Below are 20,163 nucleotides of genomic sequence, written 5' to 3' on the forward strand. Positions count from 1 at the left end.
GCGGGCTAGGACCTTCGCTCGCGGATTGAGCCCTCCTGCGCGACGGAGGCGACCAGCGTGCCGTCGGGCTTGAAGATCGAGCCGCGGGTCAGCCCGCGGCCGCCCTGCGCGCTCGGCGAATCCTGCGCATACAGCAGCCATTCGTCGGCGCGGAACGGCCGGTGAAACCACATCGCATGATCCAGCGAGGCCGGCATCATGCGCTTGTCGAACAACGTCCGGCCGTAGCGCGCCATGACCGCGTCGAGCAGCGAGAAGTCCGATGCATAGGCCAGCGCGCACATGTGCAGCGCCGGATCGTCCGGCAGCGTGGCCGCCGTCTTGATCCAGACGTGAATGCGGCCGTCATCGATCTTCTGGCCGAAATAGCGGCTGAGCTCGACCGGGCGCAGCTCGATGGGACGATCGGATTCGTAATAGCGGCGGATGAAATCCGGCATCCGCTGGAAGACTTCCTGGAACATTGGCTGCTTGGAGATCTCCTCCGCGGTGAGCTTCTCCGGCGGCGGCACGTCCGGCATCCTGTCCTGGTGGTTGAACGCGCTCTCCTCGTCGCTGTGAAACGAGACCATGATCGAGAAGATCGCATTGCCGTGCTGGATCGCGGTGACCCGGCGGGTCGCATAGCTCTTGCCGTCGCGCAGACGCTCGACCTGGTAGATGATCGGCACCTGCGGATCGCCGGGCAGGATGAAATAGCAGTGCAGCGAATGCGGCAGCCGGCCCTCGACGGTGCGGCAGGCCGCCATCATCGCCTGGCCGATGACCTGGCCGCCGAACACGCGCTGCCAGCTGGTCTTCGGGCTGTTGCCGCGGAACAGGTTCACCTCGATAGGCTCGAGGTCGAGGATCGAGATCAGGTCGATCAGTCCCTTGGACATGGCACGGTGCTTTCGCTGGCTCGGCCGCCGGCGCCGGCCGCGCCAAAGCGGGACAGGCATCCGGAAATGACGGCCTGGGGTGGCGGCCCTTGGTTCACGCCCCTGTTTCGCCTAGCTATAGTCCACCCGCAAGAGCAACCGTGAGCAGAGTGGCATGACGACACAGCGAAGCATTGTCATTTGTGGCGGGGCCTTCGCCGGCCTGGCGCTCGCGCTTGCGCTCCGGCAGGGACTCGGTGCCGAGGTGCCGGTGATCGTGGCCGATCCGGCGCTGGCCAACCGGCCGAGCCGCGATCCGCGCGCCAGCGCCATCGTCGCCGCCTGCCGCAAGCTGTTCGACGCGATCGGCGTCTGGGCCGATGTCGCGCCGCAGGCGCAGCCGATCCTCGACATGGTCATCACCGATTCCAAGCTCGAGGATGCCACGCGGCCGGCCTTTCTGACCTTTGCCGGCCAGGTCGAGGCCGGCGAGCCGTTCGCGCATATGGTCGAAAACCGGCTGTTGATCGACGCCCTGGTCCGGCACGCGGAGGCGGCTGGTGTCGAGCTGAAGGCGATGCCGGTGACCGGCTTCAAGACCCGGACGGACGCTGTCACCGTCACGCTGGGCGACGGCAGCGAGGTCGAGGCCAGCCTGCTGGTGGCGGCCGATGGTGCGCGCTCGAAGCTGCGCGAGCGCGCCGGGATCCAGACCCATGGCTGGGACTATGACCAGTCCGGCATCGTCGTCACCGTCGGCCATGAGCGTGACCATGGCGGCCGTGCCGAGGAGCATTTCCTGCCGCCCGGTCCGTTCGCGATCCTGCCACTGACCGGCAAGCGCTCGTCGCTGGTGTGGACCGAGCGCCGCAAGGAGGCAAAACGCCTCGTCGAACTGAGCGCCGACGAATTCCATGCCGAGCTCGAGAAGCGCGCCGGCCTTCACCTCGGCGAATTGAAGGTGCTCGACCAGCCGCGTGCGTTCCCGCTGTCCTATTTCGTGGCGCGCTCGTTCATCGCGCCGCGGCTGGCGCTGGTCGGCGACGCCGCTCATGTGATCCATCCGATTGCGGGACAGGGCCTCAATATGGGGCTGAAGGACGTCGCGGCGCTGGCTCAGGTGGTTGTCGACGCCGCTCGCATGGGAATCGATCCGGGCCAGGTCGACGTGCTCGAAAGCTATCAGCGCTGGCGGCGCTTCGACACGATGGCGATGGGCGTCGCCACCAACTCGCTGAACTTCCTGTTCTCGAACAAATCGACCTTGCTGCGCGCCGTGCGCGACATCGGGCTCGGGATCGTCGATCGCGCGCCGCCGTTGAAGGAGCTGTTCATCAAGCAGGCCGCCGGCCTGACCGGCGAGATGCCGCGGCTGTTGAAGGGGGAGGCGCTGTAGAGCGTTGATCCGGACAAGCTGTAACCGGCTTTCCGAAAGGATGATGCTCCAACAAGGAGCTCAGCGCGGGCCTGCGGCCGCGATGAAACCGGCGACCGCCTCGACCATGTCGGGGTCGAGCGGCCGGTCCGGGTCGTTATAGGAGGCGAGATTCTCGTCCTCATTGGCGACGTCGACCAGCACGTGATTCATCTCCGGCAGCCAAAGCGTCTTGGCGGCCGGCGCGGCGGCGGCGAGCGCGACCATGTCGAGCCGCGCAATCTGGCTGTCGCGGGCGCCGCCGACGATCAGGATCGGGATCGTGATCTGCTTCAGCGGATCGATCGGGTCCTCCGCGAAGGCCGAGCCGATGCCGGGCTGCATCTGGGGCGCGATCGGCAGGTCAGGGGGCGGCGGATCGACAATCTGCCCGGCCATGATGGCGTCGATCGCCTTCGCGACCGGCTCCATCTTGGCAGCCGGCAGCTTCCTCTCAAGCTGCGTCTTCAGCAGATCGCCCTGCCGCCGCGCCGAGGTCGCGAGCAGGATCAGCCGGTCGACCGGCGTGCGTCGGGCGGTGAGGATCGCCACCAAGCCACCCTCGCTGTGGCCGACGAGCGCGATGCGGGCGAACTTGCCGCGCAAGAAGTCGACGAGAGAAGCGGTATCGCCGACATAGTCCTTGAACCGGAAATCTTCCGGCCGGCCGAACTCCGCCTTCCAGCCGCGCGCGCCTCTCTTGTCGAAGCGCAGGCTGGCGATGCCGCGGGCGGCGAGCTGATCGGCCAGCTTCTTCAATGTCGCCGGCTTGAGCTGCGGCCCGTTGCCGTCCCGATCCGTCGACCCGGATCCGGCGATCAGGAGCGCGACCGGCGGCCGTTCGATGCCTGCGGGGGTGGTGAGAACGGCGTCGAGCGCGCCGACGCGGATCGTGCTCTCCTCGGCCGTCGCTGCCGAGGTGAGGACGACCAGGGCAAGCGCGCCGCGAATCAGGGCCGAGCGCATCGTCAGCCGATCTTCCGCGCTTCCTCGGGCAGCATGATCGGAATGCCGTCGCGGATCGGATAAGCGAGCTTGGCCGAGCGGGAGATCAACTCCTGCTTGGCGGCGTCATACTCCAGCGGTCCCTTGGTCATGGGGCAGACCAGGATCTCGAGCAGCTTCGGGTCGACGGAATTGGCGGGGCGATCGAGCGGGGCGTTCATGGCATGGTCTCCGGCGGGCGCTGTCCTAACATATTCACGGTCGCGCTGTCGTCTACTCAAGGCTCATGCAGCGCGATCCGGATCAGCTCGCCGAGCGCGGCCTCCTGCTGTCCGGCCGGCAGCGGTCGGCCGGACAATGCGTGGCCGAGAAACGCCCAATACAGCACCTGCGCGCGGGCCTGGGCGACATCCGGCGGCAGACCTCGGGCGGTGAGCAAGCCCTCGATATAGCCCAGTCGGCGCTTGTCGATCGCCTGCACGGCGTGCTGCGCCGCCGCGTCCGACGCGGCCCAGCTGCGGACGGCCCGCTCCAGACTGAGCCTGATGGTAAAGCTGCGACGCAGCAGCACGGCGATCGCCGGTTCGTCGCCAGCGCTCGCCTCGACCCCGCTGATGATCTGCTCGGCTGCGATGTCGCGCCAATGCTTCAGCAACGCGGCATGGAACGCGGCCACGTCGGCAAAGTGCCAGTAGAAGCTGCCGCGCGACACCCCCATCACCTTGGCCATCGGCTCGGCCTTGAGCGCGGTGAAGCCACGGCTTGCCAGCACCTTGAGACCCTGGTCCAGCCAGTCCTTCGCCGAGAGCTGTTCGTTCATGTCGTCACCACCCGATCGACCATACACAAGTGTATTGACGGGCGCCATCCTCTCGGGCAGGCTCCATACAGAACTGTATGGAGGTGGCGATGCGCGATATGCTGTTGCAATGTGCCGGGTTGGCGGTGATCGTGGTGGCGCTGATCCATGGCCTGCTCGGCGAGACCACCGTGTTCGCGCGGGCCAGCATCGCGCCGGAGCGGCTGCGCACCTTGCTCCGCCTGGTGTGGCAGGCTGGCACGGTGGCATGGATCGGCTATGGTCTCTTGCTGATTGCTGCGCCCTGGATGGGCTCGGAGCCCGCGCGGCATTGGATCGCGATCACGGCCATCGTCGTGTTCGCGTCCGCCGCCTGCGCCAATGCCGTGGCGACACGCGCGCGCCATTTCGGCTGGGTCATGCTCGCGGGAGCCGTTGTGCTCGCCGCAGCGGGCTATTGAGGTGCGCCGGACACCAGCCTCACGTCGTTTGCCTGCTCCGATCGGCGGTCAATGTTTTGCCGCAAAACGGCAATGCGCGGCCGCGGTGTGGCAAGCCGACGAACGATCTTAACGAAACAACGCCGGACGACCGCCGGCGGCCAAGCACTCGCCACTGCCAAGACATATTCGCGAAGAATGGTTCCAACTTAGAAGGAGTCTCTTTGCAGACCCGGCGGCGGGCCGATTAGCTGTTCGTCGTCGCGAACGGGTACTCGCCATCGAGCGGCCGCGTACCAGTTCTCCGATTTGTTTGTCGTGATACGAGGGGACTGATCGATGTTGGTCGACGTGGTGCGGAAGTTGATGGTCGTTGCCGGCAGCCTCGGCGTGATGCTGGCGATGACGCAGGCCCAGGCAGACGGGCGGAACGAGATCTGCCTCACTTATGCGAATGGACAATTCGAGCCGAAAGAGCCGACCGTGCCGGCCGACGCGCCGCTGACCATCCGCGTCAAGAACTTGGACGCCAAGGCGATGGAGTTCGAGAGCGAGACGCTCAAGATCGAAAAGGTCGTTGCCGGCAACAGCGAGGCCGTCCTCAACGTTCGTGCGGTGAAGTCGGGACGCTACGAATTCCACAACGACTTCAACGAAAAAGCACGCGGTTTCCTCATTGTTCAATAAAGGGTGGTCTCATGCTTGCCGCGCTGATCATCGTCTTTCGTGAAGTGTTCGAGGCCGGTCTGATCGTCGGCATCGTGCTCGCGGTCACGAGCTCTGTGCCGTATCGGCTGCGTTGGATCGGCGGCGGATTGTTTGCCGGGCTTGTCGGCGCCTGTGCCGTCGCGGCCTTCGCCGGGACGTTGACCCAGCTGTTCGAGGGCATGGGGCAGGAGCTGTTCAACGCGGCGATCCTGTCGACGGCGGTGATCATGCTGACGTGGCACAATGTGTGGATGGCCCGGCATGGTCGTGAGATGGCCAACGAGCTGCGGACGATGGGGCAGGCGGTGGTCGACGGCGCAAGGCCGTTGGTTGCGTTGGCGACCGTGATCGCCATCGCTGTGCTCCGCGAAGGCAGTGAGGTCGCGCTGTTCCTTTATGGTGTCGCGGCCACAAGCGAGGGCGGCGGTCGGGCGCTGCTCGGCGGCGGTGCCTTGGGCCTGCTGCTCGGCGTGGCCGTCTGTCTTGCGACCTATTTCGGTCTGATGCGGATTCCGCCGCGCGCGTTGTTCAGGACCACCACCGTGCTGATCACGCTGTTGTCGGCCGGCATGGCGGCCCAGGCGGTGTTCTTTCTCGCTCGCGCCAACTGGCTGACCTCGTTCGATCAGGTGGTGTGGGATTCGAGCGCTGTTCTGCCCGAGGGCGGCGTGGCCGGCCGAACCCTGAAGGCGCTGATTGGATATACCGACCAGCCGACGGTGATGCAGCTCGCCGCCTATGTCGGCGTGATCCTGCTCACGGTGATATTGATGCGCTTGACCGCGGGAACGCGCGCGCCGCGCGTGATCGCGGCCGAGTGATCATTGCAGCGGCGGATCGCCCGAGGTCCGCTTCTTTGCGAGATCCATCTCGGTCACGGCGATCAGGATCTCGGCGCGGGTTTTCAGGTCCGGCGCTTCGAGCATGGCCTGCTTCTCGGCCGGACCATACGGCGACATCATGGCCAGCGCGTTGACGAGCGCCTCGTTCGGGGCCGCCTCGATGCCCGCCCAGTCGACCTTGAGATTGTTGGCCTTCAGGAAGTCGGTGAGAACGGCCAGCAGCGCCTCGCGATCAACGGCGTCCTCGCCCTTGCGGGCCTTGAAGTCGTCGACATACGGAAAATAGTCGACCTTGCACTGCCGGTACGGCGTCAGCACCGACATCTCCTCGACGACCTTGAAGCGGGACACGCCGGTCAGTTCGAGGATGTAGCGCCCGTCGCCGGACTCGGCGAGTTGCGTGATCCTGCCGACGCAGCCCACCTTGAAAAGGGCCGGACGCTCCTCGCTGGAAGAATGGCTGACGTCAGGCTGGATCATCCCGATCAGCCGACGACCGTCGCGAAACGCGTCGTCGACCATCGCGAGATAGCGCGGCTCGAAAATGTTGAGCGGCATTTGGCCGCGCGGCAGCAGCAGGGCGCCGGCCAGCGGAAACACCGGAATGACCTTCGGCAGTTCGGCAGGACCGCGATATTCGGCATTGATCGGCATGCGATACCTCGTGTCCGCTAAACCCGTATCCGCTGAAGCGTGGGCCCCGCCGGTTTACGAGAACAGGATCGTCGACAGCCGCTTGCGGCCCTCGATGGTGGCCTCGTCGGCGCCGCCCCAGGCCTCGAAGAATTGCACGAGCTGCTTGCGCGCGCCATCCTCGTTCCACTTGCGGTCGCGTTTGACGATCTCGAGCAATTGATCGGTGGCTTCCTTTCGCTTGCCCGCGGCGTTGAGTGCCGTGGCGAGATCGAAACGCGCCTGATGATCCAGCGGATTAGCGGCGACCTTTTGTTCGAGCTCGCCGATCGGTCCGAGCGACTGCGCCTGTTCGGCCAGATCGATCGCCGCCTGCACTGCCGAGACCGCGGAATCGCCGCGCTTGGCTTCCGGGACTTGGGCGAGCGTCTCGCGGGCCTGCTCGATCGCGCCGGTCTCGACGTAACATTTGGCAAGTCCCGCCAGGGCCGCGATGTTGGCGGCGTCGAACGACAGGATCTCGGCATAGATCTGCGCGGCGCCCGTGGGGTCGCCCTCGGCCAACACGGCTTCGGCTTCCTTGAGGATCTCGCCGATGTCCGGTTCGCCGACACCCGGGACGCCCTTGGTCAGCTTCTCGATGAAGGCACTGACCTGACTCTCGGGAACGGCGCCCATGAACCCATCGGCAGGCCTGCCGCCGACAAACGCAATCACCGCCGGAATCGACTGAATGCCCATCTGGCCGGGAATGGCCGGATGCTCGTCGATATTCATCTTGACCAGCTTGACCTTGCCCTTGGCGGCCTTGACGGCCTTCTCCAGGATCGGAGTCAGCTGCTTGCACGGGCCGCACCAGGGAGCCCAGAAGTCGATGAGAACCGGCTGACGCTTCGATTCTTCGATGACATCCTTAACGAAGCTCTGCGTCGTGGTGTCCTTGATCAGATCCGGCACCTGTGCCGTTCCGCCGCCCTGCTCAACAATGGTCACGGGAATCCCTCGTCCGAAAATGCTGGGATGGCCGGCCGGCCGGAACCGGCCGCCGCCGTGCCTCAATACACGGTTTCCTCCGCTTTAAGTGGCGGTCCTCCCGGAAATTTCAATCTGCTCATGCCCGAACCCGCCAATTGCTCGGTTTCGATCGCTGGGGCGCCCTGGACGTAAAAAACGATACTGTTCCACGACGAAAGCTGTCGCAGACCTGTTGCATTCGTCCGCGGCTTTTGGCATAGGTCTGCCCGTCGCTGGCGGCCACGCCGCCCAGTGGTCACGGATGCGGGTGTAGCTCAGTGGTAGAGCACGACCTTGCCAAGGTCGGGGTCGAGGGTTCGAACCCCTTCGCCCGCTCCAAATATCTCGCTCCGCGATCGCTTCTTCCTCACAGCACGGCCGATCATCTGGATGTGATCACGAAAGGTGATCATTTGGCTGCCTGGGATCTGCCCCAGGCCGCGAATGCATCGGCAAACACCCTGTCCCCGCTCGGACCTTTGCCGATCGCCAGGATACCGCGGCGCTGGCTGGCATAGACGAGCGGAATATCGAACCATTCGCGACCAGCCAGGAGCTCCTCGTTGCGTGCGCGATCGGCCTCGACGTTGGACAGGCCGACGAGGAACGATCCCTCGGTGATCTTCACGGCGAGCCCCGCCAGCGGCGTCCCGCGCGCCTGCTCGCTCGTCTTCATCAGCATCCCAGGAACGTTGCTGATCGCACCGCCGACGAATTCGGGTGCCGGCTTGAAGGTGAGCTCGGCGACGTGGCTGGCCGGCAGGGTCGGATCGTCGTTGCGCCGCAGCTGCAGGCTCACTTTCAGTTTGCGCTCGGGAATATCGATCTCGGCGCGGATCGCCGCCGTGTCTGCTCCCGATTGCGCGCTCTTGACGGTCTCTATTCGCCAGACGACCGAGCCGGAATAGCGCTTGCCCCGGGGCTCCGAAACGTCCTCGTCATACAGCACGGCGAGGCCGGGCGTCCTTGCATCGGCTGCCACGGCTGACGCGGCGGGGCGCGGCGGAGCGGGGGCCTGGCTGGCGACCGGGCTCGCCGGCTTGGCCGCGGCCGGGCTGAGCTGGGCACCACCGTCGAGCAGGGTGAACATCACGAAGGGCTGCTGCGCGCCGCTCGTGGCGCGCTGCACCGCCATGTTGGTCTGGTTGAAGATGTCGATCAGGCGTGGGCCGGGCTGCTGGAGCACGTCCGCAAGTGCGGCCGTGAACGCGCTGTGCCCGTCCGGGCCGCGCTGGCCGATGGTCCCCGCTTGCGCGGCAAAGGACAGCACGGTCCGCGCGGGCATGCCGACCGGGACGAGGCCCGCGGCCAGTCCGGCGATGCCGCGCGCAGCGAATGGATTGGCGCGGAATGCATCGAGGATGACGACGTTCTGTCGGCCGCTCGGCCCGTCCAGTTCGCGCAGGATCGCGCCGAGGTCGCGCAACTCGGTGGCCAAGTCGTCAGCCTTAGCCGGCGCCGCATCGACCGGAACGAGGTAGCTGGTGCCGTTGAGATTGAGCCCGTAGCCGGCGTAGTAGATCAGCGCGAGGTCGGCATCAGCAATCCGCCCTTTGAACTCGGCCAGCGCGCGGTCAAAACCCTTTCTGTCGAGGTCGATCTGGGCAGCGCCGCCGCTCAAGGTGAAGCCGAGCCGCGTGAGCCTGTCGGCCAGCAGCCGGGCATCGGTCGCAGGCTCGTCCAGCAGCGGCGCATGTTCGTGAATGGAATTGCCGATCACCAGCGCCACGCGCTTGTCGGCCGCCGCCGGCTCCGCAGCGGTGAACATCGCGATGACGATGATGATTGCGGACCACAGCTGTGTGCCTCGGCCGCTGAGCCCATGCATGACGACAATCTCCTGCCACCGGTTTTGACCTGCTCGCCCGCTGATTTTACCGCAAGCTGAACAAAACCGGAACAGGAATCATCTGGCACCCGCGCGACATTGCGCTCAGCGGTTCAGACGACCACGGGCGTCCGCACCCGGCCGGCATCGCCGAACACGCGCAGGTAACGGGCGATCTCTGCGGGATCGCCGGTCGCCTTCTCCGGGTTGTCGGACAGTTTTACCGCGGGCTGGCCGTCGACTGACGTGACCTTGCAGACCAGCGAAATCGGGTCGAGATCGACCGAGCCGTCCGGCGCGCAGCCGACGAAGTCGTTGGTCAGGTTGGTACCCCAGCCGAATGACAGCCGCACCCGGTCGGAGAAGCGATGATGGATCTGCTCGATCGATTCGACATCCATCGCATCGGAGAACACCAAGAGCTTCTGCTTGGGATCGCGGCCCTTCGACTTCCACCAGGCGATGATCTCCTCGCCGGCCTCGATCGGTGGCGCGCTGTCGGGACGGAAGCCGGTCCAGTCGGCAACCCAGTCCGGCGCATCGCGCAAGAAGGCCTTGGTACCGAACGCGTCGGGCAATGCGATCAGGAGGTTGCCGGCATAGGTCTGCCGCCATTGGTCGAGAATCCGGTACGGCGCAAAGCGCAGCTCGTCGTCATCCCTGGCGAGCGCGGCCGCGACCATCGGCAGCTCATGGGCGTTGGTGCCGATCGCTTCGAGATCATTGTCCATCGCCAGCAGGACGTTCGAGGTGCCGGTGAAGGATGGGCCCAGGCCTTCCTTGACGGCCTCGACACACCAGCGCTGCCACAGGAAGCCGTGGCGGCGGCGGGTGCCGAAATCCGACAGCCGCAGCCCCTCCAGTCTGCGCAGCCGCTCGACCTTGGCCCACAGCTTGGCCTTGGCGCGCGCGAACAGCACGTCGAGCGCGAAACGACCCTGGCCCTTCATCGCCTGCCGGGAGCGCAGCTCGTTGACGATGGCCAGCGCCGGGATCTCCCACATCGTGGTGTGGGTCCACGGCCCGTGGAAATGCAACTCATACTGGCCGTCGGCCTTGTGCAGCTCGTAATCGGGCAGGCGGAAATGGGCGAGCCAGGCCAGGAAGTCCGGCGAGAACATGTGGGTCTTGCCGTAGAAAGTGTTGCCGGCCAGCCAGATCAGCTCCTTCTTGGTGAAGCGGATGGTGCGGGCGTGGTCGAGCTGCGCGCGCAGCTCACCCTCGTCGATGACGTCGCCCAGCCGCACGCGCTTGGTGCGGTTGATCACCGAAAAGGTCACCTTCTGATCCGGGTAGAATTCCCGAATCATCTGGAGCATCAGCAGCTTATAAAAATCGGTGTCGAGCAGGCTGCGCACGATCGGATCGAGGCGCCAGCCGTGATTATAGGTTCTGCTCGCGATATCTGTGACGGTCATGCGAAAATTCTACAGCGCTGGTTGAAAACCCGCCACTGGGCTTTGCCGCCGACGGCGGCTCCGGCCCATGGCAGTGCTTGGTCTGAAGCAGGCGTGCTTTAGTGACGCGCCAGCAGTGGCAGGCCGGGATCGAAGGCCAGCGCCGCCTCGGCCCATTTGGCGACGCGCAGAACATGGAGGTCGTTGCGGTAGACGCCGGCGATCTGCACGCCCAGCGGCAGGCCGTGCCGGCCGAATCCTGCCGGCAGCGACACCGCGGGCGCGCCGACGAACGTCCAGGGGGCGCAATATTCGGCGTCGCCGGTCCAGTCGAGGCCATGCGGGGCTTCGCCGAAGGCCGGCAAGGTGAGCACGGCGTCGAAGCCGCCGAGCTCGGTGGCGAGGGCGTGCTGCCGTTCGGCCTGCGCCGCCTTGGCGGTCAGATACTCCATCGCCGTCTTGCTCCGCCCGCTCGCGACATGCGCCTTCATCACGTCGCTGACGCGGTCGGGGAAGCGTGCGATCAGATCGGAGAAGATCGTCGTCGCCTCGCTCAGCATGATCGTATTGATCGCATCCCAATGCGCCGCGTCGAGCGCGGGCAGGGCGATCTCCTCGACCACCGCGCCGGCGCTGCGCAGTCGCTCGACGGCAGCCTCGAACACCGCCTTCTGCTCAGGCTCGGCGAGCTCCCATTTGGCAAAGCGCACGACCGCGAGCCGTGGACTCGCCAGCGGACGGAGGCCGTGGGCGATGTCGACGGTAAAACCGGGCAGCGGGCGGCCGTGGGGATCATCGTCGCTGCGTCCCGCCAGCAGCGACAGTGCCAGCGCCACGTCATCGACGCGGCGGGCGAAGAAGCCGACATGATCCAGCGACGGGCTGAGCGGATGCACGCCGACGCGCGGGATCGCGCCGAAGCTCGGCTTGAAGCCGACGACGCCGTTGAAGGCCGCCGGGCGGATGACCGATCCCAGGGTCTGCGTGCCCAAGGCCAGCGGCACCAGCCCCGCTGCCACGGCGGCCGCCGAGCCCGAGGATGAGCCGCCGGGGGTATGCGCCGGGTTCCATGGATTGACCGTCGGCCCGGGATGACGCCAGGCGAATTCCGTCGAGACGGTCTTGCCGAAAATCGTTGCGCCGAGATTGCGCAGCCGCGCGACCACCCAGGCATCCGCGGCCGGCACATGATCCCGGTAGATCGGCGAGCCATTGCTGGTCGGCATGTCCGAGGTGGCGATGATGTCCTTGACCGCAACCGGAATTCCGCCGAGCGGACCATTTTTCGCGGACACATCCTTCGGCAGATATTCGAACGACTTCAGCCGCGCCTCGATCGCCTCGGTGCGCTTCAGGCAGTCTGCACCATAGCTCTCCGCTGCTTGCGGATCGGCTGCGAACTGTCGCAACAAATCGAGGACGCCGGCGCCGGCCTGCGGTGGCGGCAGAATGAACGCATCTGACATCGACGGTCCTGTTTTCGAGACATCTCTTTGCCGCGCGGTGAACGGTCGCAGCCCTTCGCTGATGTGTTCCGATCCTATCGGCTGTTCGATCTCGCGCCAATCGCGCTGCCGATCGGTACGTATGAATACAGCGCATGTCGGCGTGCAAAGTTCGCGTGCTGCGGCGCGCCGTCAGTCTCGCGCGAGCTGGGCCGTAATCCGCTTCTCACGCGCTCAGGATGTGCTACCATTTTCGTGTCGGACCACCGATGTGGCCGGCCAAAGGACGTCTTCAAATACGTTCCGATAAGTAGACGCGGCCATCCGAGCTGCCTCATGGGAGTGAAGCGATGACATCGGCTTTTCACCGAAGCATTCTTGCGCTTGCTACAATTGGTCTTCTCGCCGGCACCAGCATCGCCGGCGCGCAGCAGCAATCCGACCAGGGTAAGGGTCTGAAGAAATACGAATCCGGCACCAAGGAGTTCTGGACGCATCCGCCGGATGACTGGTTCCTCGGCGACGAGACCGAGGCGCAGAAGGGGCTCGCGCCGCCGTCCGGTCCGCCGACCGGCGCGTCGGACGCGGAGCTCGCCAAGATCGTCAAGCAGGTCAAGCTGCCGGACGGCTTCAAGATGGAAGTCTGGGCCTCGGGCGTGCTGGCCGCGCGGCAGATGGCGTGGGGCGACAAGGGCACGCTGTTCGTCGGCTCATTCGGTCTCGGCAACGTCTATGCGATCAGCGACAAGGGCGGCAAGCGCGAGGTCAAGACGGTCCTCAAGGGCCTGAACATGCCGACCGGCCTCGCCTTCCAGGACGGCAATCTCTACGTCATCGCCGTCGACAAGCTCATCAAATACGAGAATGCCGAGGCCAATCTCGACAATCTCGGCCAGGGCAAGGTGGTCTATGACGACATGCCCTCTTATGCCGCGCATGGCTGGAAATACATCGCGGTCGACAAAGAGGGCTGGTTCTATATTCCGTTCGGACCGCCCTTCAATATCGGCATTCCGCCGACATCCGTGTCGCAGATCCGACGCGTCGATCCGCGCACCGGCAATGCCGAGATCTGGGCGCTCGGCGTGCGCAACAGCGTCGGCGGCGACGTCGATCCGCGCACCGGCCGCTATTGGTTCACCGAGAATGCGCGTGATTGGGTCAGCGACGACCTGCCGAGCGACAAGCTCAACATGATCTCGAAGATCGGCGAGCATTTCGGCTATCCCTATTGTCACCAGGGTGACATGCCGGATCCGAAATTTGCGATGGGCCACAAATGCTCGGAGTTCACGCCGCCGGTGCTGAACCTAGGTGCTCACGTCGCGCCGCTCGGAATGAAGTTCTATACCGGTGACCAGTTCCCCGCCGAGTACAAGAACAACATTCTCATCGCCGAGCACGGCTCCTGGAACCGGCACAAGTACCAGGGCGCCCGGATCATGCGCGTGATCGTCGGCCCCGACGGCAAGGATGCCAAGCAGGAGGTGTTCGCCTCCGGTTGGATCGAGGGCGATCAGGGCTATCTCGGCCGTCCCGATGACATCATCCTCGCCAAGGACGGCTCGATCCTGGTGGCGGACGACTGGGCCGGCGCGATCTATCGCATCAGCTACGAGAAGAAGTGAGCTTTTGACCTGATGGGGCTGCGCGCTGCCATGATGGCGGCCGCAGCCCCAACTATTTTCGGTCCGCTGCGTTGATCGCAGCGCGTTGCGCGAAACCAGGTTCTGTCCGCGCAGACGAAGCGGGCCATTCGGAGGATTTGAAATGCGTCATGGTGTTGTCGCCGGCGGAGCGCTGGCCCTGGCCCTGATGAGCGTGTCCGTTCAGGCGGCCGATCTCGAAGCCGGAAAGGCCAAGGCGGAGCTCTGCGCCGGCTGTCACGGCGAGAACGGCGTCTCGCAGACCGAGAACATTCCTTCGCTGGCCGGCCAGCAGGATCAGTTCGTTCAATGGCAATTGGTGTTCTTTCGCGCGGGCACCCGCAAGAACGAGGCGATGAAGCCGATCGTCGATCAGCTCACCAATGAGGACATCCGCAATCTCGGCGCCTATTTCGCATCGCTCACGCCCGCCAAGGCGCCGCCCGACAATGATCCGGACCTCTCCAGGAAGGGCGCCGAAGCCGCCGCCGGCCGCCGCTGCGCCTCATGCCATCTCGACAGCTATGCCGGCACCAAGGGCGTCGCCCGGCTTGCCGGCCAGCGCGAGGAATATCTGGTCAAGGCGCTGCACGACTACAAAAGCGGCCAGCGCGTCGGCGGCAGCCAGGCTGCGATGACCGATGTCGCCTATCCCCTCAGCGCCGAGGAGATCACGGCGCTGGCGCATTATCTGGCGCATTTGTAGCCGGGGCCCCGCGACATAATCAGCTGTCGTCGCGGTCAGCTCCCGCGCGAGGCGGAGGATCGCAGCTATTGGCCCCGCAGCGCCTCGTACACCTTCAGCTGCGTGTAGGAGATGCGCAGCCGCGGCACCGGCACCTTGGCGGCATCGGCGCGGGCAACGAGATCGCCGATTACGTGATCCGCCTCGACCGGCAGGCCGGCGTGGAGGTCGCGGAACATCGAAGCGGTCATCGGTGATCCCTCGGCGGTGATCATCCCCGAGACGCGCTGGAAGAACGCGCCGGCCGGCGCGTAGCCGGCGGCCGCCGCCGTGGCGCTGCATTCGTCGAGCATGCCGAGCAGGAAGTCCTTGCCGCCCGGCGCGGTCAGGATGACGCCGACCGGCGCCCGCATCAGCGTCGTGGACGCTGCCAGCGAGGCGAGGAACACCCACTTCTCCCACATGTCCTGCATGATGTGGTCGCTGGCCGATGCATTGAAGTTGCCGCGCGCGAAAACCTCGGAGATCGCGCGAATGCGATCCGACGATCCGCCGTCGCGCTCGCCGAAGGTCAGGGACTGCATCGGCTGCAGCTGCACCACCTCGCGGCGTTCGTTCAAGGTCGCAGCGATCGCGCAGAGTCCGCCGAGCACCCGCTCGCGTCCGAATTTCGCATCCAGCACGTCGAGATGCTTCATGCCGTTGAGCAGCGGAATGATGCTGGTGTGAGGACCCACCGCGGGCGCGAATGACGTGATCGCATCGTCCAGGTCGTAGGCCTTGCAGCTCAGCAGCACGACGTCGAAGGTCTGCTTGAGGCTGTCCGCCTGCACCGTCGGCGGGTTGGGCAAGGTCGCGTCACCGGCGGGGCTGCGAATCACCAGCCCGGCACTGGCGAGCTCGGCGGCGCGGCGCGGCCGGACCAGGAAGGTGACATCGGCACCGGACTGCAGCAGCCGGCCGCCGAAATATCCGCCGATGGCACCGGCGCCGACGACGAGAATGCGCATGTGTGGATCCTTCTTTGAGCGGGGCGCATCATGCAGAAGCGAATGGCGAATGGCGAGTAGCGAATAGAGATGCCCTCCATTCCCTATTCGCTACTCGCCCTGCCATTCTATTCGCCCCTACCATTTCTCACCAAACGGCCGGATCTCCATTTCGAAGGTCCACGCCGTCCTGGGCTGCTGGTAGAGCTGCCAATAGGCGCCGGCAACCGAGGCCGGCGGCATCAGCAGGTCGGGATTGTCCAGCGCCTCCTCGCCCCAGAGCTGGACGCGGCGCTCGCGCACCCAGGCGGTGTCGACGCCGGAATCGATGATCAGATGCGCGACATGGATGTTCTTCGGCATCAGCTCGCGGGCCATGGATTGTGCCACCGCGCGCAGGCCGAACTTCGCCGATGCAAAGGCGGCAAAGCCGGAGCCGCCGCGCAGCGAGGCGGTGGCACCGGTGAAGAAGATCTTGCCGCCGCCGCGCGGCAGCATCAGCCGGGCAGCCTCGCGTCCGGTGACGAAGCCCGCCCAGCACGCCATTTCCCAGACCTTGCGGAACACGCGGTCGGTCGTCTCCAGAATCGGAAAATTGACGTTGGCACCGACGTTGAAGATGACGACCTCCAGCGGCGCATGCTTGTCGGCCTCGTTGAGGAAGGCGGTGGTCTCCTCCTCTTTGCGCGCATCGAGCGAGCGTGCCACGATCCGGCCGCCGGCGGCTTCGACCTCGGCCACCAGCGGCGCAAGTTTGTCGCCATTGCGACGGCCGGCGAACACCGTGAAGCCTTCAGAAGCAAACTTCTTGACGATCTCGGCGCCGATATAGTCACCGGCGCCGATCACGGCGACGGTGGCGTTGCGCTGCTGCATGGTCGTCTCCGTTCAGCTCGTCTACGCGTTCTCGGACCTGAATCCGCACGGCCTCGTCGCGACGGTGGAGATCATCCGAGGATCATCTCCTCGACATCGCGCAGTTGTTCCTTGCCGAAGAACATGTCGGTGCCGACGAAGAAGGTCGGCGAGCCGAATGCGCCGCGTTCGACCGCGGCCTGCGTGTTCTCCACGAGCTTTGCCTTGACCTCCGGCTCCTGGGCGCGCGCGAAAAGTTTCGCGCCGTCGAGACCTGATGACGTGATCGCCGCGATGGCGGTTGCCGGATCGTCCATCTTCTTGGGTTCGCGCCACATGTGGTGGAACGCCGCGTCGACATAGGCCTCGAACACGCCTTCGAACTGGGCGGCGACGGCCGCGCGCATCAGGTTCAGCGTGTTGACCGGGAAATGCGGGTTCCAGACCCAGGGCTGGACGTGATAGCGCTTGAGGAAGCGCTGCGTCTCGATCTCGTGGAATTCGCGCTTGTTCTTGATGCCGGCGAGCGACTCGGCCGGCGACTTGTTGTTGGTCGCCTTGAAGATGCCGCCGAGCAGCACGGGGACATAAGAGAAGCGGACGCCGATACGTTGCTCGATCGCCGGGATCGCCTCATGGCTGAGATAGGCGTTGGGGCTGCCGAAATCGAACAGGAACTCGGGGGCTGGTCGGCTCACAGGCAGTCTCCTCGGATATTTTTCATATTGTGATCCAAGGCGCCAATTGCGTCCAGGGCTTTATGATGAGCGTCATATTGCACGCGGCGGGATGCTGCGGCCCGCGTCAGACCATGCGGCGCACTGTCCGCTTGCGCCAGACCAGGAGATAATAGCTCATCTGCAGCAGCATCATCGCGGTGAACGTGATCGGATAAGCGAGCCAGACGCCGTCGAGGCCGATGCTGCGGCTGAGCCACGTTGCCGCGGGCACCTCGATCGCTGCGATCGAGAAAGCGGAAATCGCCAACGGCATCCACACCGTCCCGCCGGCGCGCATCGCCGCCGAGAAGGTCGTGGACATGCCGAACAGAACCGAGCTCCACAGCACGATGTGCAGCGAGCGCTGTGCGACCTCGATCACCTCAGGATCGGTGATGAAGAACCCCATCAGCGTTCGCGAGAACAGATAGCCCAGCACGACCAGGCCGCCGGTCAGCACGACATTCATCTCGACCCCGGTGCGCACGATGCGGCCGATCTGCTCCGGGCTGCCGCGGCCGATCGCCTGGGCGCCGAAGATCGAGACCGAGATGGCGATCGACAGCGCCGGAAACTGCACATAACCCAGCACCTGGTTGACCGCGCCATAGGCGGCGGTCGCGTCCGAGCCGAAGCCGTTCACGAGGCCGATCAGCACCATCTCGGCCAGGGACATCACGATCATGCCGATCGCTGCGGGAATGCCGAGCCGCAGCACGATGCGCAGCAGCTTCGGATCGGGCCGCATGCCGCGCAGAAAGGCCGCATCGATCGCCAGCGGATGCTTGCGCCGGAGCAGATGAAGATGGAGTCCGCCGAGCGTCACCAAGGTCGAGATCGCCGAGGCCCAGGCTGCGCTCGCGACGCCGAGTTGCGGCGCCCCAAGCCAGCCGCGGATGAAGATCGGCGTCAGCACCAGGCCGAGCACGGTGGATGCAGCCAGCGCAGCGAGCGGTGTCACGGTGTCGCCGACCGCGCGCATCTGCGACGACAGCAGGATATAGGCGAAGGTCAGCGGCATCGTGATCATCATGATACGGGCATAGCCCGCCGCGGCATCGAGGATGTTGGCGGGCGTTGCGAGCGCGCTCAGCAAGTCGCGGCTGAACAGTCCGCCGACCGCGATCAGCGCGGCGAGCAGCAATGTGATGGTCAGCGTCGTACCCGCGATCGCCTTGACCTTCGCGGGCTCCTTGGCGCCCCAGGCCTGGCCGATCAGGATGCTGGCGCCGGAGCCGAGCCCCATGACAAAGGCCACGAAGAAGAACATCGCTGGAAAGAACACCGAGACTGCGGCGAGCGCGTCCACCCCGATCATCTGGCCGAGATAGACGTTGTTGATGGTACCGAACAGCGATTGCAGGATGTTGCTCAGCATCATCGGCGCGAGAAACATCAGGAACGGCTTGCGAAGCGGAGCGGGAGCGGACACAGCATGTTTCCGTCGACCGCCGTCATGCTTGGATCGGCCGTCGCGTTGAAGAAGGTGAGACCGGAGCCTGCCACGAATGGTCGGCCTCGGCGTTTTTTGTCCGGCTTACTCGCCGCGGTGGCGGTTGGCGAGCGCGACCACATGGTCGCGGATGTCGGCGGGCCAGGTCGCGATCAGCGCAGCCAGGCGCGGGAGATCGCCGGCGAACAGCGCCCGTGACGCCTCCTCGAATTGCGGCAGATGGCTGCCGATCCCCGACATGAAATGATAGGCCGCATCGCGCGCCTCGCGGGCGCGATCGGTGTCGCCGCTGGCGCGCCGGGCGTCATGGACCAGCTTCCGCAATGCGACCGAAGCACCGCCCGGCTGCGCGTTCAGCCATTCCCAATGCTGGGGCAGCAAGGTCACCTCGCGCGCGACGACGCCAAGCTTCGGGCGGCCGCGGCCGCGCGGCTCGGTCGGCTGCTCCGTGGCCGCAGAGCCGGCATCGCTCGGCAGCCGTGCCAGAATTTCCCGGTCACTGCCCCGCAGGTCCAGATCGATCGGTTGTCCAGTGCGGTCGCTGAAGATCATGACCGGCGCGTCGGTCGGAGCAGCGTGCTTGAGCACGAGCGCCACCTTGGCCAGCGGGCCGGTCGTGATCCGGGTGTGCCCGCCGAAGGCCGTATAGGTATCCATATGCTTGCGGTCCCCTATATGTTGGGCAAATATCACCCGGGTAGAAATTAAAGTCAATATTATCCGGGTATTTTATTCGCGCCGCCGCGAGCCCTGCCGCTCGCCGAAGTCATCGGGCCCTGCTACGGAACACCGCCTGCTTCCGCGATCCGTCTTTCGGGGACCTCATGCTGACCGTTCATCACCTCAACAATTCCCGCTCGCAACGCGTGCTCTGGCTGCTCGAGGAGCTCGGCGTGCCCTATGACATCATCCGCTACGAGCGCCAGCCTGACATGCGCGCGCCGAAGGAGCTGCGCGCCATTCATCCGCTCGGCAAGTCGCCGGTCATCACCGACAATGGCAACACGGTCGCCGAATCCGGCGCCATCGTCGAATATCTGATCGATACCTACGGCAACGGCCGCCTGATCCCGCCGCCGAAGACGCCGGAGCGTTTGCGCTATTCCTATTGGCTGCATTACGCCGAGGGTTCGGCGATGCCGCTGCTGCTGTTGAAGCTGCTGTTCAATATCATGCCCAAGCGCGCCCCGGCGCTGCTGCGTCCGCTGGTGCGCAAAGTGTCGAACCAGGCGCTCACCACGCTGGTCAACCCGCAGCTGAAACAGCACATGGCGTTCTGGGAGAGCGAACTCCAGAAGAGCGAATGGTTCGCCGGCGATCAGTTCACCGCGGCGGACATCCAGATGAGCTTCCCGCTGCAGGCCGCGGCGTCGCGCGGCGGGCTGGAGCACGGTCATCCCCGCGCGATGGACTTCCTGGCCCGCATCGAAGCGCGGCCTGCCTATAAGATCGCGCTGGAGAAGGGCGGCCCCTACGAGGTCGGCCGCTGAG

The 20,163-nt window shown here is 65.4% G+C and carries 20 protein-coding genes, 1 tRNA gene and 1 pseudogene; 8 read left to right on the forward strand and 14 right to left on the reverse strand.

All coding sequences use genetic code 11. The features are described from left to right. Nucleotides 1–5: 5 nt before the first annotated feature. Nucleotides 6–881: an acyl-CoA thioesterase II gene (gene tesB, locus BBTA_RS01435; protein ID WP_012040644.1), complete on the reverse strand. Its 876-nt coding sequence runs from the start codon at nucleotides 879–881 to the stop codon at nucleotides 6–8. 151 nt (nucleotides 882–1,032) lie between these two features. Between tesB and BBTA_RS01440 the strand changes: the two are divergent. After that, a pseudogene (locus BBTA_RS01440) lies at nucleotides 1,033–2,256 on the forward strand (ubiquinone biosynthesis hydroxylase); the annotation flags it as partial. Between the two features lie 60 nt (nucleotides 2,257–2,316). On the opposite strand, the gene BBTA_RS01445 reads toward BBTA_RS01440, so the two are convergent. The 3 genes from BBTA_RS01445 to BBTA_RS01455 are packed head-to-tail and all read right to left on the reverse strand — an operon-like array spanning nucleotide 2,317 to nucleotide 4,039. After that, the gene (locus tag BBTA_RS01445; protein WP_012040646.1) at nucleotides 2,317–3,240 is read right to left on the reverse strand and encodes an alpha/beta hydrolase; all 924 of its coding nucleotides are present in this window, start codon (nucleotides 3,238–3,240) and stop codon (nucleotides 2,317–2,319) included. Nucleotides 3,241–3,242: 2 nt separating this feature from the next. After that, a complete protein-coding gene (locus BBTA_RS01450; RefSeq protein ID WP_012040647.1) occupies nucleotides 3,243–3,440 on the reverse strand; it encodes a Trm112 family protein in 198 nt (65 codons plus the stop codon). 56 nt (nucleotides 3,441–3,496) lie between these two features. Beyond that, the gene (locus BBTA_RS01455; RefSeq protein WP_012040648.1) at nucleotides 3,497–4,039 is read right to left on the reverse strand and encodes a TetR/AcrR family transcriptional regulator; all 543 of its coding nucleotides are present in this window, start codon (nucleotides 4,037–4,039) and stop codon (nucleotides 3,497–3,499) included. An 89-nt stretch (nucleotides 4,040–4,128) separates the two neighbouring features. Between BBTA_RS01455 and BBTA_RS01460 the strand changes: the two genes are divergently transcribed. From BBTA_RS01460 to BBTA_RS01470, 3 genes are all read left to right on the forward strand, one after another. After that, a complete protein-coding gene (locus tag BBTA_RS01460; RefSeq protein WP_012040649.1) occupies nucleotides 4,129–4,479 on the forward strand; it encodes a hypothetical protein in 351 nt (116 codons plus the stop codon). A gap of 318 nt (nucleotides 4,480–4,797) precedes the next feature. After that, the gene (locus tag BBTA_RS01465) at nucleotides 4,798–5,145 is read left to right on the forward strand and encodes a cupredoxin domain-containing protein (RefSeq protein ID WP_012040650.1); all 348 of its coding nucleotides are present in this window, start codon (nucleotides 4,798–4,800) and stop codon (nucleotides 5,143–5,145) included. An 11-nt stretch (nucleotides 5,146–5,156) separates the two neighbouring features. After that, a complete protein-coding gene (locus BBTA_RS01470) occupies nucleotides 5,157–5,987 on the forward strand; it encodes an FTR1 family protein (RefSeq protein WP_012040651.1) in 831 nt (276 codons plus the stop codon). Here BBTA_RS01470 and BBTA_RS01475 read toward each other — a convergent pair whose 3' ends face one another. Both BBTA_RS01475 and trxA read right to left on the reverse strand, forming a co-directional pair. Beyond that, the gene (locus tag BBTA_RS01475) at nucleotides 5,988–6,662 is read right to left on the reverse strand and encodes an LON peptidase substrate-binding domain-containing protein (protein WP_012040652.1); all 675 of its coding nucleotides are present in this window, start codon (nucleotides 6,660–6,662) and stop codon (nucleotides 5,988–5,990) included. Between the two features lie 54 nt (nucleotides 6,663–6,716). Continuing rightward, complete coding sequence (gene trxA, locus BBTA_RS01480) at nucleotides 6,717–7,634, reverse strand: thioredoxin (protein WP_012040653.1); 918 nt, start codon at nucleotides 7,632–7,634, stop codon at nucleotides 6,717–6,719. Between the two features lie 285 nt (nucleotides 7,635–7,919). On the opposite strand from trxA, the gene BBTA_RS01485 reads away from it, so the two are divergent. Then, a tRNA-Gly gene (locus BBTA_RS01485) sits at nucleotides 7,920–7,994 on the forward strand. A 70-nt stretch (nucleotides 7,995–8,064) separates the two neighbouring features. Here the strand turns inward: BBTA_RS01485 and BBTA_RS01490 are convergent. The 3 genes from BBTA_RS01490 to BBTA_RS01500 all read right to left on the reverse strand — a co-directional run bounded on the left by BBTA_RS01490 (nucleotide 8,065) and on the right by BBTA_RS01500 (nucleotide 12,346). Then, on the reverse strand, nucleotides 8,065–9,483 hold the full coding sequence (locus BBTA_RS01490) for a caspase family protein (RefSeq protein ID WP_012040654.1): 1,419 nt from the start codon (nucleotides 9,481–9,483) through the stop codon (nucleotides 8,065–8,067). Nucleotides 9,484–9,596: 113 nt separating this feature from the next. After that, nucleotides 9,597–10,901, reverse strand: coding sequence for a nicotinate phosphoribosyltransferase (gene pncB / locus BBTA_RS01495; RefSeq protein WP_012040655.1), 1,305 nt, complete (start codon nucleotides 10,899–10,901; stop codon nucleotides 9,597–9,599). 98 nt (nucleotides 10,902–10,999) lie between these two features. Further along, a complete protein-coding gene (locus BBTA_RS01500; protein WP_012040656.1) occupies nucleotides 11,000–12,346 on the reverse strand; it encodes an amidase in 1,347 nt (448 codons plus the stop codon). Nucleotides 12,347–12,675: 329 nt separating this feature from the next. Here BBTA_RS01500 and BBTA_RS01505 point away from each other — a divergent pair, with 329 nt between their 5' ends. Beyond that, nucleotides 12,676–13,953 carry a sorbosone dehydrogenase family protein gene (locus BBTA_RS01505; RefSeq protein WP_012040657.1) on the forward strand — a complete coding sequence of 426 codons (1,278 nt, stop codon included), beginning with the start codon at nucleotides 12,676–12,678 and terminating at the stop codon, nucleotides 13,951–13,953. Nucleotides 13,954–14,095: 142 nt separating this feature from the next. Next, a complete protein-coding gene (locus tag BBTA_RS01510; protein WP_012040658.1) occupies nucleotides 14,096–14,677 on the forward strand; it encodes a cytochrome c in 582 nt (193 codons plus the stop codon). A gap of 65 nt (nucleotides 14,678–14,742) precedes the next feature. Here BBTA_RS01510 and panE read toward each other — a convergent pair whose 3' ends face one another. From panE to BBTA_RS01535, 5 genes are all read right to left on the reverse strand, one after another. Further along, entirely contained in the window at nucleotides 14,743–15,666 is a 924-nt protein-coding gene (gene panE / locus BBTA_RS01515; RefSeq protein ID WP_012040659.1) for a 2-dehydropantoate 2-reductase, read from the reverse strand. A gap of 117 nt (nucleotides 15,667–15,783) precedes the next feature. Then, a complete protein-coding gene (locus BBTA_RS01520) occupies nucleotides 15,784–16,521 on the reverse strand; it encodes an SDR family oxidoreductase (protein WP_012040660.1) in 738 nt (245 codons plus the stop codon). A gap of 71 nt (nucleotides 16,522–16,592) precedes the next feature. After that, nucleotides 16,593–17,198, reverse strand: coding sequence for a 2-hydroxychromene-2-carboxylate isomerase (locus BBTA_RS01525; RefSeq protein ID WP_012040661.1), 606 nt, complete (start codon nucleotides 17,196–17,198; stop codon nucleotides 16,593–16,595). A gap of 106 nt (nucleotides 17,199–17,304) precedes the next feature. Then, entirely contained in the window at nucleotides 17,305–18,651 is a 1,347-nt protein-coding gene (locus BBTA_RS01530; protein ID WP_041750253.1) for an MATE family efflux transporter, read from the reverse strand. 105 nt (nucleotides 18,652–18,756) lie between these two features. Continuing rightward, on the reverse strand, nucleotides 18,757–19,329 hold the full coding sequence (locus BBTA_RS01535; protein WP_012040663.1) for a DUF2239 family protein: 573 nt from the start codon (nucleotides 19,327–19,329) through the stop codon (nucleotides 18,757–18,759). A 167-nt stretch (nucleotides 19,330–19,496) separates the two neighbouring features. Here BBTA_RS01535 and BBTA_RS01540 point away from each other — a divergent pair, with 167 nt between their 5' ends. After that, nucleotides 19,497–20,162, forward strand: a complete 666-nt coding sequence (locus BBTA_RS01540) for a glutathione S-transferase family protein (RefSeq protein WP_012040664.1) — start codon at nucleotides 19,497–19,499, stop codon at nucleotides 20,160–20,162. The last annotated feature ends 1 nt before the right edge of the window (nucleotide 20,163 follow it).

This window comes from Bradyrhizobium sp. BTAi1 (genome assembly GCF_000015165.1).
GTDB classification, from domain to species: domain Bacteria; phylum Pseudomonadota; class Alphaproteobacteria; order Rhizobiales; family Xanthobacteraceae; genus Bradyrhizobium; species Bradyrhizobium denitrificans.

Bases quoted from the DNA above. Each gene is read 5' to 3' on its own strand.
- BBTA_RS01455 (WP_012040648.1), bottom strand. From the start codon at position 4,039: ATGAACGAACAGCTCTCGGCGAAGGACTGGCTGGACCAGGGTCTCAAG.
- BBTA_RS01520 (WP_012040660.1), bottom strand. From the start codon at position 16,521: ATGCAGCAGCGCAACGCCACCGTCGCCGTGATCGGCGCCGGTGACTAT.
- BBTA_RS01510 (WP_012040658.1), top strand. From the start codon at position 14,096: ATGCGTCATGGTGTTGTCGCCGGCGGAGCGCTGGCCCTGGCCCTGATG.
- BBTA_RS01535 (WP_012040663.1), bottom strand. From the start codon at position 19,329: ATGGATACCTATACGGCCTTCGGCGGGCACACCCGGATCACGACCGGC.
- BBTA_RS01470 (WP_012040651.1), top strand. From the start codon at position 5,157: ATGCTTGCCGCGCTGATCATCGTCTTTCGTGAAGTGTTCGAGGCCGGT.
- BBTA_RS01505 (WP_012040657.1), top strand. From the start codon at position 12,676: ATGACATCGGCTTTTCACCGAAGCATTCTTGCGCTTGCTACAATTGGT.
- panE (WP_012040659.1), bottom strand. From the start codon at position 15,666: ATGCGCATTCTCGTCGTCGGCGCCGGTGCCATCGGCGGATATTTCGGC.
- BBTA_RS01475 (WP_012040652.1), bottom strand. From the start codon at position 6,662: ATGCCGATCAATGCCGAATATCGCGGTCCTGCCGAACTGCCGAAGGTC.
- BBTA_RS01500 (WP_012040656.1), bottom strand. From the start codon at position 12,346: ATGTCAGATGCGTTCATTCTGCCGCCACCGCAGGCCGGCGCCGGCGTC.
- BBTA_RS01445 (WP_012040646.1), bottom strand. From the start codon at position 3,240: ATGCGCTCGGCCCTGATTCGCGGCGCGCTTGCCCTGGTCGTCCTCACC.
- BBTA_RS01540 (WP_012040664.1), top strand. From the start codon at position 19,497: ATGCTGACCGTTCATCACCTCAACAATTCCCGCTCGCAACGCGTGCTC.
- pncB (WP_012040655.1), bottom strand. From the start codon at position 10,901: ATGACCGTCACAGATATCGCGAGCAGAACCTATAATCACGGCTGGCGC.
- BBTA_RS01450 (WP_012040647.1), bottom strand. From the start codon at position 3,440: ATGAACGCCCCGCTCGATCGCCCCGCCAATTCCGTCGACCCGAAGCTG.
- BBTA_RS01465 (WP_012040650.1), top strand. From the start codon at position 4,798: ATGTTGGTCGACGTGGTGCGGAAGTTGATGGTCGTTGCCGGCAGCCTC.
- BBTA_RS01490 (WP_012040654.1), bottom strand. From the start codon at position 9,483: ATGCATGGGCTCAGCGGCCGAGGCACACAGCTGTGGTCCGCAATCATC.
- tesB (WP_012040644.1), bottom strand. From the start codon at position 881: ATGTCCAAGGGACTGATCGACCTGATCTCGATCCTCGACCTCGAGCCT.
- BBTA_RS01460 (WP_012040649.1), top strand. From the start codon at position 4,129: ATGCGCGATATGCTGTTGCAATGTGCCGGGTTGGCGGTGATCGTGGTG.